This is a genomic window from Sphingomonas sp. BK481 (genome assembly GCF_014194875.1).
Classification (GTDB): domain Bacteria; phylum Pseudomonadota; class Alphaproteobacteria; order Sphingomonadales; family Sphingomonadaceae; genus Sphingomonas; species Sphingomonas aerolata.
This window is the reverse complement of the sequence record NZ_JACIAP010000005.1, coordinates 313,050-327,702: the sequence shown is the minus strand read 5'-3', so window position 1 is coordinate 327,702 and position 14,653 is coordinate 313,050. Positions and strand designations below refer to the sequence as shown.

Annotated in this window: 11 protein-coding genes; 9 read left to right on the top strand and 2 right to left on the bottom strand. The window is 64.3% G+C overall.

All coding sequences use genetic code 11. The annotated features are described in order from the left end of the window. Positions 1 to 252: 252 nt before the first annotated feature. Together FHY04_RS12535 and FHY04_RS12530 are read right to left on the bottom strand one after the other, a co-directional pair. On the bottom strand, positions 253 to 2,100 hold the full coding sequence (locus tag FHY04_RS12535; RefSeq protein ID WP_183936648.1) for a M61 family metallopeptidase: 1,848 nt from the start codon (positions 2,098 to 2,100) through the stop codon (positions 253 to 255). A gap of 386 nt (positions 2,101 to 2,486) precedes the next feature. Continuing rightward, a complete protein-coding gene (locus tag FHY04_RS12530) occupies positions 2,487 to 3,659 on the bottom strand; it encodes an alpha-hydroxy acid oxidase (protein WP_183936647.1) in 1,173 nt (390 codons plus the stop codon). 322 nt (positions 3,660 to 3,981) lie between these two features. On the opposite strand from FHY04_RS12530, the gene FHY04_RS12525 reads away from it, so the two are divergent. The 9 genes from FHY04_RS12525 (at position 3,982) to FHY04_RS12485 (ending at position 14,383) form a co-directional block, all read left to right on the top strand. Continuing rightward, positions 3,982 to 4,431, top strand: a complete 450-nt coding sequence (locus tag FHY04_RS12525; RefSeq protein WP_260171483.1) for an NUDIX domain-containing protein — start codon at positions 3,982 to 3,984, stop codon at positions 4,429 to 4,431. A 132-nt stretch (positions 4,432 to 4,563) separates the two neighbouring features. Next, positions 4,564 to 6,048 (top strand): carboxylesterase family protein, encoded by a 1,485-nt coding sequence (locus tag FHY04_RS12520; RefSeq protein WP_311724724.1) that lies wholly within the window; start codon positions 4,564 to 4,566, stop codon positions 6,046 to 6,048. A 10-nt stretch (positions 6,049 to 6,058) separates the two neighbouring features. After that, entirely contained in the window at positions 6,059 to 6,820 is a 762-nt protein-coding gene (locus tag FHY04_RS12515) for an SDR family NAD(P)-dependent oxidoreductase (RefSeq protein WP_183936646.1), read from the top strand. A gap of 129 nt (positions 6,821 to 6,949) precedes the next feature. Then, on the top strand, positions 6,950 to 9,109 hold the full coding sequence (locus FHY04_RS12510) for a TonB-dependent receptor (protein ID WP_183936645.1): 2,160 nt from the start codon (positions 6,950 to 6,952) through the stop codon (positions 9,107 to 9,109). A gap of 1 nt (position 9,110) precedes the next feature. Further along, a complete protein-coding gene (locus tag FHY04_RS12505; protein WP_409349161.1) occupies positions 9,111 to 10,514 on the top strand; it encodes an FAD-binding oxidoreductase in 1,404 nt (467 codons plus the stop codon). A gap of 51 nt (positions 10,515 to 10,565) precedes the next feature. Continuing rightward, positions 10,566 to 11,501, top strand: coding sequence for an alpha/beta hydrolase (locus FHY04_RS12500; protein ID WP_183936644.1), 936 nt, complete (start codon positions 10,566 to 10,568; stop codon positions 11,499 to 11,501). 9 nt (positions 11,502 to 11,510) lie between these two features. Continuing rightward, a complete protein-coding gene (locus FHY04_RS12495; protein ID WP_260171482.1) occupies positions 11,511 to 12,815 on the top strand; it encodes an MFS transporter in 1,305 nt (434 codons plus the stop codon). An 81-nt stretch (positions 12,816 to 12,896) separates the two neighbouring features. Next, complete coding sequence (locus tag FHY04_RS12490) at positions 12,897 to 13,664, top strand: AraC family transcriptional regulator (protein ID WP_311724719.1); 768 nt, start codon at positions 12,897 to 12,899, stop codon at positions 13,662 to 13,664. Beyond that, positions 13,661 to 14,383: a FadR/GntR family transcriptional regulator gene (locus FHY04_RS12485; RefSeq protein ID WP_056409886.1), complete on the top strand. Its 723-nt coding sequence runs from the start codon at positions 13,661 to 13,663 to the stop codon at positions 14,381 to 14,383. Before FHY04_RS12490 ends, FHY04_RS12485 begins: the two co-directional genes overlap by 4 nt. The last annotated feature ends 270 nt before the right edge of the window (positions 14,384 to 14,653 follow it).

The following is a 14,653-nucleotide window of genomic DNA, read 5'->3' as shown; positions in this document are numbered from 1 at the left end:
ATAGAGCTGTCGTTCGGGTTATCACTGCAATCGGCGGGAATGTCCCTAACCAAGCCGCTCGGATCGGGCTTTTGCGATATGAACGAGCGGCCGAAGTTGAGAAGCCGAAACGAGCCCGCGAACGTCCGCAACGGGTCGTCGTGGCCTCTAAGTAGCCCAACAGTTTTCTCCTCCGTCGTCATGCGCTGCCGATCCCATGGACATCCATGGATCAGACTTAAGCGTATTTGAAACCCCGAGTGTCGACCCTGCCTAGTTGGCCACTACATCCGGCCCGAGCCACGCGGCGCGAAACGCGAGTTGTTGGGCGGTTGGTTTAACCCCTGTGGTTTCGTAGCGGACCACCTCGACAGTGGGGTCGGCGAGGAAGGTCAGCGTGGCGCGGCGGTCGAGGCCGCGTTGGCGGTAGGTGATGTCGGCGGTCTGGCCGGGTTTGTAACGGCCAAGCGCCGCAGCCGCGTCAGCATCGCTGGTGATCACCGTCCCGCCTAGGCTGACGATCTGGTCGCCGTTGTCGAGGCCGGCGCGGTAGAGCGGAGTATCGGGGGCGGGCGCGCCGTCGATGCGAACGTCGGTGCCGGTAGTCTTGAGGCGGACGTTGCCGAGCCACGCGGCGGTCGGGTTGGCGGGACGGAGCTTCAGACCCGCCTGGTCGAGAAGGGGAGCATAGTCGGGAAGCGCCTCGGCATCGACCGAGGTCCTGAAGAAGGCGTCCGCGAAGGCGGGATCCTTGGTCACCTCGCCTAACGCGCGCGACAGGTCGGCGCGGGTATAGGGGCGCTCAGGCTTGCCGAAGGTCTGCCACAGGTGGCGCATAAACGTGTCGAGCGTGATGCCCGGGTAACGCTGGCGCAATGTCAGGTCGAGGGCGAGCGCGAGGCCGGCGCCATAGGTGTAATAAGACACGAAGATGTTGGGGTTCGTCGCGTCGATCGACTTTGCCGCATCGACGAACGGCGCCCGCAGGCTCATTTCCTGCGGACCGCCGTAACGGCGTGCGGTGCCAGTGGTTAGCGCGTTGACGGTAGAGCCGACCCCGCGCAGATACGCGTCGATCGCGGATTCGCCCGCTCGGCGGATCATCAGCGGCCCGTAATATTGGGTGAACCCTTCCGCAAGCCAGAGCGACGGGGTCGGGTTGGCGCGGGTGAAGTCGAACGGTTCGAGCTCGGCAGGGCGGATGCGCTCGACGTTCCAGCTGTGGAAGAATTCATGGCTGAGTGTGTCGATCTGCGCAAAATTCGCCGCGGTGAACGAACGCGGCTGCGATATGATCGTCGAGTTGCGATGCTCCATGCCGTCGCCGCTGATCTGCGGCACATAGTCGGCGATGAAGGTGTAGGTGCCGAAGTCGTAGGCGGGGTGTCCGCCCCACATCGCGATGTGCTGCGCGACGACCTTTTTGGCGCTGGCGGCGAAGCGATCGAGGTCGGCGGGCGAGCCGTCGTGATGGACCGCGAGCCGGATCGTGGCGCGCGTCGGTCCCTCTCCGACCTGCCATTCGCGCAAATCGAAATTGGACAGCTCGGTGGGGCTGTCCATGAAATATTGGAAATTGGGCGCGGCAAACGTGTAGGGGTCGCCGGTCGGCTGGAGCTGGGTCGCGACCTTCCACTTGGCGTCGAAGGGCACGAACCGGACGCTGATCGGGCGCGCGTCCTGCCCGACCGCCCACAAAAAGGTCGCGGGCATATTGAGATGCGCGTGGGTTGCGTCGATCTGCGCATATGTGCCGTCTCCGTGATCACCGAACAGCGTGTAGGTGACGCTTACCGTCCCGTCGTGCCCGGGAATCGTCCAGCCATAGGGGTCGGTCCGCGTCATCGCGAGCGCGCGACCGCGGCCATCCTTGGCGGCGAGCGAATAGACGTTCTTGGCGAATTCGTGGATCGCGTAGCGGCCGGGCGAGGAGCGCGACATCTGGACGCGCAAGGGGGCCGGTCCGAGGTCGCGCCAGGTGACGGTCACCTGTGCCTCATGATGGACCGCGTTGGGGAAAGCGATCTCGTACCGGGTCGCCGCTGGCGGCTTGCTCTGTGCAATCGCGGGGCCGGCAAGCAACGCCAGCGTGGCGGTGCAGGTCGCGAAAATCGTCTTCATGGCTGGTCCCCCGGATCGTCTATCGGCACCTAGGATCGATCGACATTCACCTTGTCAATGCTCCCGCCAGCCGAGGAGGAACGGCGGCAAAGACCTAAAGCCGAGATTATCGCGTAACCGTGTGACGGATATGAACGAGCGTCCGGAGTTGCGAGACGCTGAAAGCTGTCGGACCGACCGGTCTTGGGGGCGAATCTGACTTGGGAGCAAACTGGGGCAAGAGCCCCAACTTTGGTTGGTTAAATCAAAGCGTTAGGATGGTCTCTTGAGTGTAGTTATGCAGAAACAGATCAGATCCGGCCAAGGCGGCAGGCGTCGGATACACACGCATCGTTAAGCCTGCCCAGTAGCGCAAGCGAACATGGCGCTCTCCTTCAAGTCGAAAGCTACGCCATATCACGCCGGTTTTCCCGAGTCCGAACATGGCCACGTGACAGGGCTGCTGCATCGTTCACGCCGGCGAGCGTCAACGTGCGCTCGAACTCTTCTGTCAACAACGTGAGAGCGCGATCGACGCCTGCTTCTCCGCCGGCTGCGAGGCCGTACAGATAGGGGCGCCCGATCGAACAGGCGGTTGCCCCGAGCGCCAACGCCTTCGCCACGTCCGAGCCGCGTCGGATGCCGCCGTCGCAAATGACGTCCGGCCCACCGCCAACCGCGTCGCGTACCGCTGCGATCTGGTCGATCGGGGCGGGCGCTCCATCGAGCTGGCGTCCGCCGTGGTTCGATACCATCACGCCGGTCGCGCCCGACGCGATCGAACGCCGCGCGTCCTCGGGAGTCATCACGCCCTTGATCGCGAGCGGCCCGTTCCACTCGCGTGCGAGCCATTCGACGTCGCGCCAACCGACCGACCGATCGAATTGGCCGCCGATATAATCGAACAGGCTCATCGGCCCCGACGCGAGCGCATCGATCCTGTGGCTGACGTTCGCGAGATCGAACTTGGACCCTGTCAGCGAAGGCAGCGACCATGACGGATGACGCGCGAAACTCAGTACCGACTTCAGCGTCAGCTTGGGCGGCAGGGACAATCCGCTGCGCCGGTCTCGCTCGCGGTTGCCGGCGACCGGCGTGTCGACGGTCAGCGCCAGCCCGTGAAAGCCTGCATCCCGGCAACGCGCGACGAACTCTGCGGTCAGACCGCGGTCCTTGAAGATATATATCTGGAAAACCTTCGGTCCGGCGAATGCCTGGGCAAGGTCTTCCAGCCGCGTCGTTCCCATCGTCGACAGACTGTACAGTATTCCGTGACGCGCAGCAGCGCGAGCGACGGCCAGTTCGGCATGGCCGTGGAACATACGGGTGAGCCCCGTCGGCGCCAGCATTAGTGGCCAGCGCGATGGTTGTCCGAACAGCGTCGTGCCGGTGCGGACTGCAGAGACGTCGTTCAGTATGTCCGGCACCAGCTCGTAGTTTGAAAATGCGGTGACGTTTCGGCGCAGCGACACTTCGTCGTCGGCGCCACCGTCAATATAGTCGAAGATCGGTCGAGGCAGCCGTTTGCGTGCCATGAGGCGCAGGTCAGCAACATTGTTCGCCCGGTGAAGCTGCCTCATGGTCGTGCCCGCGTCTTGATCGCAAACAGCTGCGCACCCTGATTCACCATCACTCTCCCACGTCTTCGCCCCTCGCCGATGTCCGGGATGGCAAGCACGGCGAGCAGACGTATTCCCGACGCGTCGTCCCCGTGATCCGGATATCAGGAGAGCTGTCGCAGTCTGCGCGCATTTGGGGCAGGCGACGAAACCAATTACTGTGCAAGGCTGCTGCATGACTATGCGCACCGAAGGCATTTGGAGCGTACGGCCCTGTTCTAGAGTATCACCGCGAAGCGTCGACTACAGGCAGGGAAGCGAGCGCGTGGGGATATATCATCGGATGGTCGGCAGGGTAGCAAGGCTGGTCTGGCGGATCAGCCGGCCGCGCACGATCGGTGTCCGCGCTGTGTTGCTGGATCCGGACGAGAGGGTCGCGTTGGTGCGGCATACCTATGTCGATCAATGGTATCTTCCGGGCGGCGGCGTGAAAAAGGGCGAAAGTATCGCCGCCGCGCTTGTGCGGGAGCTTGCCGAGGAAGTGGCGATTGCCGCCCCGGTGATCGAGCGGGTGCTGGGCGTCTATCACAGTCGCCGAGAGAGCAAGGACGACCATATCGTGATCTTTATCGTGCGAACGGCAGCAAGCGGAACCCTGGGGCGTGCTGATCTGCAAGAGATCGAACAGGCTGACTGGTTCCCGGTGGACGACCTGCCTGAGACTACGTCCCCGACGACCCGACGGCGTATCGCCGAATACCGGCAGGGCGCGACGGGAACTGGAGCCTGGTAACGCGGGCGGGTGCTTGCCCGCCGTACGGCACGATCAAAACAACGATTGGCATAGCCTGAGTTCAAGACTGGCGCCTCGCGGCTGCTACCTTTGCCCTTCGATCGCTGCTGCGGATCGGAAGGAGAGAATATCGTGAGCGAACCTATGGTCTCGACCGCCGACGGTATCGTGCAGGGAGGGGCCACGGGCGGTGTGCTGCGGTTCCTCGGCTTGCCTTACGCCGCGGCGCCGGTGGGTGCGGACCGGTTCGCGCCGCCACAACCGGTCACGCCGTGGCCCGGGGTGCGCGACGCGACGGTGGCCGGATCCAACGCGCCGCAGCGGACCAAGGCATTTCCCGGCCTCGATATCGTACCGCTGATCGGCAAAGGCTGGGTGTCGGGCGATGAATATCTGACGGCGAATATCTGGCGCCCCGATGACGACCGGACCGGCTTGCCGGTGATGGTGTTCATCCACGGCGGCGGCTTCGTGATCGGCAGCAAGGATGCACCCGTGCAGGACGGCGGCACCTTCGCGCGCGACGGCGTGATCTGCGTCGCGATCAACTATCGGATGGGGGTGGACGGCTTCCTGCCGATCCCGGGCGTGCCGACGAACCTCGGCCTCCGCGACATGATCGCGGCGTTGACATGGGTACGGGACGGCATAACGCGGTTCGGCGGCGATCCGGGCAATGTCACGGTGTTCGGCGAATCCGCCGGCGCGATGGCGATCGCCGACCTGATGGCATCCCCGCTCTCAAGGGGATTGTTCCGGCGCGCGATCGTTCAGAGCGGGCATGGCGGGATGACGCGCTCGGTGCCGGTGATGCAGCGTCTAGTGGAGAAGCTGGCGAAGATCCTGAAGATCACCCCCGACGTCAGTGGTTTTGGCAGCGTGCCGTACGATGCGCTGATCGATGCGGTAGAGGCGGTATCCGCGCCGACCGCACGGATTGATCTGCGCGACGAAGGCGGGCACGAACCGGTGTTCGGGATCAGCCGCTTCGTGCCCGTCCACGGCGACGACGTGCTGCCGCAGCGTCCGCTCGATGCGCTAGCGAGCGGTGCGGGCGCGCAAGTCGACCTGTTGATCGGCACCAACGCGGAAGAGATGAACCTGTACCTCGTCCCGACCGGCGTGCGGGACAAGATCGGGCGGTTGCTGGCCACCTATGCCCTCCACAAGTCGCAACCGCATGCCCGCAAGGTATTGAAGGCATATGGTATCGGGACGAAGGGCAGGAAGCCCGGCCAGGCGCTGACCGACGCGATGAACGACCTCGTCTTTCGCTGGCCCGCACGCAGGTTTGCTGAGGCGCACCAAGGGCGCACGCACATGTACGAGTTCGACTGGCGTTCGCCGATGTTCGGCGGCCAACTCGGTGCGTCGCACGGGATGGAGTTGCCGTTCGTGTTCGATACGCTGGCGACCGCAACCGGCGAGCAGGGCTTGTGCGGACCCAACCCGCCGCAAGACCTCGCCAACCGGATGCACGCGCTGTGGATCCGCTTCGCAACGGATGGCAGCCTGCCTTGGGCCGAATTCGATACCGAGACTCGGCAGGTCTATTCCCTGGTCCGGCAGGAGGCGCGGCATGAGCCCGTCATGCCCGCCGCACCCTATCTGCCGTGAAGGACCGGTCATGTATCTCGAACGACTAAAGCTCACCGGCCGCCGTGCTGTCGTGACGGGTGGCGCGGCGGGAATCGGTCTCGCCTGTGCCGAGGCGTTAGCCGAAATGGGCGCGCACGTGACGTTAGTCGACCGCGACGCGACGGCGATCGCGGCGGGGCGAGCTGCGCTTGCGGACAAGGGCCATGCGGTCGACGGCCATGTGGTGGACGTGACGAACTCTGCACAGGTCACCGCCCTGGCCGATCAGCTCGGGGCAATCGACATTCTCGTCAACAATGCCGGCATTGCACGGAGCGAAACCGCCGCTGAGGACGTCGCCGACGAGCATTGGCTGAACGTGCTCGACGTCAATCTCAACGGCACCTTCTGGTGTGCCCGCGCCTTTGGACGGCACATGCTGGCGGCAGGGAAGGGCGCGATCGTTAACGTCGGTTCGATGAGCGGCTTCATCGTCAACCGGCCGCAACCACAAAGCTATTACAACGCATCCAAAGCCGCGGTGCATCAGCTCACCAAGAGCCTCGCGGCTGAATGGGCGCCGCGCGGTGTGCGCGTGAACGCCGTCGCGCCGACCTATATCAACACCGTCCTCAACAGCTTCGCGGACCGCGAGGGCGAGATGTACAAGCGTTGGATCGACGGTACGCCGCAGGGGCGCTTGGGGGAACCTGAAGAAGTCGCGGCGATCGTCGCCTTTCTCGCCTCGGACGCTGCCAGTCTGATGACCGGCAGCATCGTGCTCGCCGATGGCGGCTATAGCTGCTGGTAGCGTACCGATCGGCGAAGCCCGCGAGCCGCGCGGCACAGTCGATAACCTTTCAGACAGGTCAGCTATCAGATAGCTTGAAGCCTAGAAGTAGCCGGCGATGGATCGGCGCTCTGAGGGGATGAGGATCCAATGCGCTTCAAGACATTGCTCGCCGGAGGATGCGCCGTCGCCGCGCTCGTCACCACGCCGGTATCCGCGCAAGACGCCGCCGATCAGGCAAAGGCGACACCTCCCGCACGCTCCGACGACATCATCGTCACCGCACGTCAGCGCCAGGAATCGTTGAAGGATGTGCCGATCGCGGTGACGGCGATCTCCGGCGACCGACTGAAGGAATTGCAGGTCAATACGGTGAAGGACATCGCGTCCTACACGCCAGGCCTCAACATCAATTCCGACAGCGTCGGCCGCGCATTCGTGTCGATCCGCGGTATCGGTACGACGCTGATCGACACGGTGCAGCCCGGCGTCGGCATTTTCATTGACGGCGTCTATCAGCCGAACACATCATATCTGAACTCTCCGATCGTTGACGTTGCGCGGATCGAGGTGTTGCGCGGGCCGCAGGGGACGCTGTTCGGCAACAACACGCTGGGCGGCGCGATCAACGTCATCACGCGCCAGCCGGGTAACGAGTGGGAGGGGCGGTTCGACGCCGCGATCGCCGGTACCGACAACTACGCCTCGGTCTCGGGGTCGGTCAGCGGGCCGATCGTCCGCGACCTGCTCCAGTTCCGGATCGGCGCGTCCTATCATGAGCAGGACGGCTTCATGCGCAACACGCTGACGATCGGCGACATGAACCCGCTGAAGCAGCAGAGCGTCGGTGGCACGCTCCGCTTCACGCCCGCCGACTGGGCGGTGTTCACCGTCAACGGCAACTACGACCGGGCCGCAGGCGGCAGCACGTCGTACATCCATGTCGCCGGGCCGACCGATTACCGGCTCGATGGCGCGACAAACGTGCTGAACCGGGCGGTGATCGATTATTACGGCGCGAACGTGAAGGGCGAGTTCGACGTCGCATCGCTCAAGACCAAGATCACCGCAATCGGGGCGTACAACCAGAAGAACCTCTCCGGGGTCAATGACGGCGATTTCGGTGCGGTCGACCTCCTCCGTACCCGCGGTGGTTCGACCTTGAAGACCAAGACGGCCGAATTGCGCTTCGATACGCAGTGGAGCGATGCGTTTTCGACGCTCATCGGGCTGTACGGCAATCGCTACACGCAGGTGAGTGATCAGCTGACGACGATCGATTTCCGCGCGCTGCTGGGCCCGACCTTCCCGCTGCCCGCCTCGACCACGCCTTCGTCGACCTATGTCCGCAACGACACGCGCGCGATCTTCGCGACCGCTTTCTTGAAGGTTGGCACGCTCGATCTCGCGGTCGGTGGGCGCTACGATCATCAGAAGCTGGTCGCGAGCCAAGTCAACGGCGTGACGCCCTATACCGCGCCGGTCTATAAGAAGGACCAGTTCCAACCCCGCGTCACGCTGACCCAACATTGGACGCCGGCGGTGATGAGCTATGCCTCGGTCGCCAAGGGGATCCGCGGCGGTGGCCAGAACGGTCCGGGTACGCGGCCGCAGGACGCGACGTACAAGGGCGATAATGTCTGGACCTATGAGCTGGGCACGAAGTTCGATGCATTCGACCGCCGCCTGACGATCAACGCGGACATATTCTACAACGACTACAAGGACTTCATCGGTCAGAACTCGCTGGCGCCGAGTGCCACGGGCGGCTTCGTCGCGATCAACCTGAACACCGGCACCGTCAAGAGTTACGGCGCCGAACTGGAAGCGCACCTCCGCCTTACCGATCATTGGCGGATCGACGCTGGCGCCTCCTATCTCCATGCCCGCATCACCGACGACAGCCAGTATTTCGCGACCACCGGCGTCCATGTATCAAGCGACCGTGTGATCTTCACGCCCGACTACAACTTCAACGTCAATACGACCTACACCGTCCCGGTCGGCGATAACGCGGTGTTGCTGGACGCGGGGATCTTCGGGAAGGGCAGCCGGATCGGGTCGTCGCTCGACCCCGATGTCGCGCCAAGACTATCGGCCTATGCTATCACGAACGCCTCGCTCGGCTTCCGCTTCTCCAGTGGTCTGACGGTGACTGCGTTCGGCACCAATCTGTTCAATACCAAATTCATCGAAAGCTATATCGACAAGTCGGCGTTGGTGCGGGCCGGGCTTGCGCCGCTGGCGTCGAACCTCGCCATCCAGGGCGACCGCCGCCGATATGGCGTGCGCGCGAGCTTCCGGTTCTAGGATGACCATGCACGTCGAACAGATCGAAAGGGCGCCGCTCGATCCGGCGTTCGTCACAGCGCTCCAGCAGCGTTTCGGCACTGCGCTGCACATGAGCGACGCGATGCGCCTTCACCACGGCAGCAGCGAGGCGCATTTCGCTCCGATGCTGCCCGACGCGGTCGTCTTCGCGCGGTCGACCGAGGAGGTGGTAGATCTCGTCAAGCTGTGCGCTGCGGCCAAGGTGCCGATCGTCCCGTTCGGTGCGGGGACCTCGATCGAGGGCAACACGCTGGCGGTGCATGGTGGCGTTTCGGTCGACCTGTCCGAGATGACCCAGATCGTGTCGATCAACGCCGAGGACTTTGATTGTACGGTACAGGCCGGCGTCCGTCGTGAGCAGCTCAACGAGCATATCCGCGACCTGGGGCTGTTCTTCCCGATCGATCCCGGTGCGAATGCAACGATCGGCGGAATGGCTGCGACGCGCGCGAGCGGCACCAATGCGGTGCGCTATGGCACGATGCGCGAGGCCGTGCTGAGCCTGCGCGTGGTGACGCCCGATGGCCGCGAGATCCGTACGAGCCGTCGCGCGCGGAAGTCGGCGGCGGGCTATGATCTGACCCGGCTGTTCGTAGGCTCCGAAGGCACGCTCGGCATCATCACCGAGGTGACGCTGCGGCTGCACGGCATTCCCGAGGCGATCTCGTCCGCGGTGTGCAGCTTCCAAACGCTGAACGGCGCGGTCGATACCGTGGTTCAGGCGATCCAGATCGGCGTGCCGCTCGCTCGCGTCGAAATTCTCGACGACATGCAGATGAAGGCGGTCAACGCCTGGTCGAAGCTAGATTACCCCGAACTAACCACGCTGTTCTTCGAATTCCACGGCTCGCCAAGCTATGTCGACGAACAGGCGGAGACCGTGCGCGAGCTCGCGGCGGCGAATGGCGGCGGCGACTTCCGCTGGTCGAACCTGCCCGAGGAACGCTCGAAGCTGTGGAAGGCCCGGCACGAGGCATATTACGCGGCGGTCAACCTGCGTCCGGGCGCAGTCGGCTGGGCGACCGACGTGTGCGTGCCGATCAGCCGCCTGGCGCAGTGCATCGGCGAGACCAAGGCCGACCTCCAGGCGTCGTCGGTCCCCGCGACCATTCTCGGGCATGTCGGCGACGGCAATTTCCATGTCGTCTTCTCGATCGATCCGGAGTCCGAGGCGGAGCTGGCCGAGGTCTCGGTAATCAACGCGCGGATGGTCGAGCGTGCGCTGGCGATGGACGGCACCTGCACCGGCGAACACGGCATCGGCATCGGCAAGCAGGACTGGCTGGTCGCCGAACTGGGCGACGCGGTCGAGCTGATGCGGACGCTGAAGCACGCGCTGGACCCAGACAATCTGTTCAATCCGGGCAAGATCTTCGCGTTCTAAACGCCGTTCCGGTATCGGACGCGCGTCGCAATAAGGATCGTGGAGAGAATGATGGACAGCCTGCACCTGGTGGATCCGACGCTGCGCCCGCTGCTCGAGATGATGCCGCAGATCTCGCTCACCGCCGACATCCTGCCGGCGATGCGCAACCGACCGTCGATGCTGCCGCCCGCCGACGAAACTCTGGCGACGCTGGAGATCCATACGGTTCCAGGGCCTGCCGGGGCGCCTGATATCGACCTGCACGTCTTCCGCCCGGCGGGCGTCACCGGCGACCTGCCGTGCATCTATCACATCCACGGCGGCGGCTATGTGATGGGCAAGGTGTCCGACTATGATCCGCTGCTTCGTCCGCTCGTCGCCGATCTGCAATGCGTCGTGGTGTCGGTCGAATACCGGCTGGCGCCGGAGACGAACTTTCCCGGCCCGATCGAGGATTGCTACGCAGGACTGGTATGGACGATCGCCCATGCCGACCGGCTCGGGATCGATCCGGCGCGGCTCGGCGTGATGGGGCAGAGTGCGGGCGGCGGGTATGCCGCGGCATTGGCCTTGATGGTGCGCGACCGGGGCGAACATGCGCTCGCATTCCAGCACCTGATCTACCCGATGCTCGACGACCGTAGCTGTACCGCACCGCCGCATCCCTATGCCGGCGAGTTCGTCTGGACCGCGCAGAGCAATCGTTTTGGCTGGACCGCGTTGCTCGGCCACGCGCCTGGTGGCGACGCCGTGTCACCCTATGCGGCACCAGCGCGGGCGACGGATCTCGGCAACCTGCCGCCCGCCTATATCGCGACCGGCGCGCTCGATCTCTTCGTCGAAGAGGACATCGACTATGCGACGCGGCTGATCCGCTCCGGAGTGCCGGTCGAGCTTCACGTCTATCCCGGCGGCTATCACGCCTTCGACATCTTCGCCGACGGTCCGGTCTCGCAACAGGCACGCCGCGACAGCCACGAGGCTCTGCGCCGTGCGCTTGCATAAGGATCCAGAATGACCGATTTCGCCCGACCGATGGAGGCGGCCGCACCGCCGTTTGCCAAGACGCTGTTGCCGCTGCTCGCGCTCGCGCTGGCCATGGCGGTCGGCTTCACGATGATGGGCGCATTCGGCACGGTGCAGGAAGGCGCAAAAGCCGAACTCCACCTCAGCGACTATACGCTGAGCCTTATCCAGGGGCTGTCGGCGGCGCTGCCGCTGGCGGTGTTCTCGATCCCGATCGGTATCATGGTCGATCGCTACAACCGCGTACGAATGATGATTGTTCTCGCGTTCGTGTGGACGCTGGGCACGGTGCTGACCGGGCTCGCGCATAGCGTTCCGTTGCTGTTCGTCGCACGCATGCTGACCGGGATCGGCACGACCGGCGCGCTGACCGCGGCGCTCTCGCTGTGCGCCGACTTCTGCGTTCCGACGCAGCGGGGCAGGGCGATGCTGATCGTCAACCTCGGCAAGTCGCTCGGCGTCGCGCTCGCCTTGGCACTGTCGGGCGCACTGTTCGGGCTGTTCGCGCATGGTCGCGCGCCAGCGTGGTTCGCAGGAATGATGCCGTGGCGAAGTGTGCATCTGTGCCTGGCGGTCGTCAGCGTGCTCGCCATCCTGCCACTGTTCCTGCTGCGCGAACCGGTGCGGCAGGAGGTTGCGGCCGGCACGCATGCGCCGTTCAAGGTCGTGGCCGGCGAACTCTGGGCGCGTCGCGAGTTCCTGATCCCGTTGTTCATCGGCCAGATCAGCGTGGTGATGGCCGATGCCGCGGCTGGGATCTGGGTTTCGCCGGTCCTGTCGCGAACGTTCCACCTCCAACCAGACCAGTTCGCCGGCTGGATGGGCGCGCTGCTGTTCGGTGCCGGCGTGGTCGGTGCGATCGTCGGTGGTCTGTCCGCCGATCGCGGGCAAAAGAGTGGCCGCCGCGGTGGCCTGCTGATCGGTGCGATCCTTGCCGCCGCGCTCGGCGTACCCGCGGCGTTGTTCCCGATCATGCCTTCGGTCCCGCTGTTCGGGCTCGCCGTGGGTCTGCTGGTAACGTGCGGTGCGGTGACGGGCGTTGTGACTTCGGTGGCGTTGACCGTGCTGATCCCCAACGAACTGCGCGGGTTGTGCATCGGCGCGTTCATCGCGATCGCTGGGCTGATCGGCTACGGCCTCGCACCCACGCTGGTCGCGGCGGCAAGCGGCATGCTGGGCGGCGAAGCGCATCTTGCGCAAGGTCTCGCGATCGTCGGCGTGGTGACCAGCGCGATCTCCGTCGTCGCCTTTACGATGGCAATGCGTCGCGCGCCGGTGTCAGCAACGCCCTGACCTGTAAGATAGCTCTTGCAGGAGCTATCTGATAGCTGCATGATCGACCCAAGCCCGGCAAACGGGAGAAGGAGAGCGGTGGTGGGCGAGGGAAGCATGCAGAAGGAACGCGTCACGGTGTCGCCCGAGATGGCGGCATTCATCGGCGAGGGTATGGTCGACCCGACGACGTTTCCCGCCGATGCCGTGGTCCTCTGCTTCACGCTGGGTGAGCACACGCCGGCGCAGGTCACCGTCACGACCGGTGCGGCTCTTTCGGTGGAGCGTGCAGACCTCATTCTTGCGGTCGAACGCGGTGCCTGCCTGCGGGTCTTCGATTACGCGCCCGACGCGAACATCGCGTGCCATCTGCCAAGCGAATTGCGGCTGATCGTTGTCGCGATCCGCGATTGCGCGCTCTCCGAACCCTGGCGCAGCACACACCGGTCCGCGAAATGCATCGAACTCCTGTCCATCACGTTTCAGCGGATCGTCGAGGACGACCTTGTGCCGCTCGCGGGCGCCGGGCAGTTGTCTGCGAGGGACAGCCAGCGGATCGTCGCGGCCAAGCGCATGATCGACGAGCGCTGGGGTGAGAAGATGACGCTCGATTCGATCGCGCGCGCTTGTGGACTGAACCGTGCGAAGCTGACCCGCGGCTTCCGCGACATGTTCGCCTGCACGGTCGCCGACGCGCTGCTGGACAGGCGGCTCGGAGCGGCACGCCAGTTGCTGATCGCGACCGATCTGCCGGTATCGTCGATCGGATACCAGTGCGGCTATCTCAACAATGCCAGCTTCACGCGGGCCTTCTCGCGGCAGTTCGGCGCGACCCCGTCGTCGCTGCGCGCACCACGGCTCGCGGCATGAGCGCGACGAGCGTGCGACTGATCGAGGGCGGCTCGCTGGTCGATCAGGCGGTCCATGCGGTCCGCACACATATCCGCACGAACGACATGAAAGTCGGCGACACGCTGCCGTCCGAAGGGCATTTTGCGACAGAACTGGGTGTCAGCCGCCCAGTACTCCGCGAGGCGTTCGGCGCTCTAGCGGCGTTGCGACTTATCGACGTGGGCAACGGCAGGCGCGCGCGCGTAGCCGCGATCGACGGATCTGTGATGGCAACGTCGCTCGACCACGCGGTGGCAACGGCGCAAATCTCGATGGTACAGATCTGGGACGTGCGCCGTACGCTGGAACTGCGCACTGCCGAGCTCGCCGCGATCGACCGCACCGACGAAGAGGCGCAGACGATCATCGGTCTGGCCGAGGCAATGGAAGCAGCCGGTAGCGATATCGATGCGCTGACCCGCCACGACATCGCTTTTCACCAAGCAATCGCGCAGGCTGGACGCAACATGTTGTTCTTGCAGATCATCCGCTCGTTCGCACCGATGATGGTTCATGCCGTCCCTGCAGCGTGGGCAACGCGGACCACCGCGCGGCAGCGTGCCGCCGTGCTGGCACATCATCATGCGTTAGCGCGCACGATCGCCGATCGTGACCCGAAAGCTGCGACCGCAGCAATGAATACGCATTTTGTCGCGTCCATCGGTGATCTGTTTGCCCGTCGTGAGAATGATAATTAGCCAGCGCTTTCTGGACGAGCATCGATCGTTATTCGAAGAGGTTGGAGTACCGGCTGTCCCAACAGAATGACATCAAGGATTAGCGGGTGTGGACGCGTATATGTCGTCTCAAAGGACGTAGCTCTGCGAGCCGGCACGGGCAATGAAGCTTGCGAAATGCCTGGGCCCTGGAAGGTCTGGGATCAGATGCATATGGCTTGGCGACGAATTGGCGACGCCTCCAATCATCCTTCGTTGCGTTACTCCGCCAAAACCTGCTCCAATCAATGA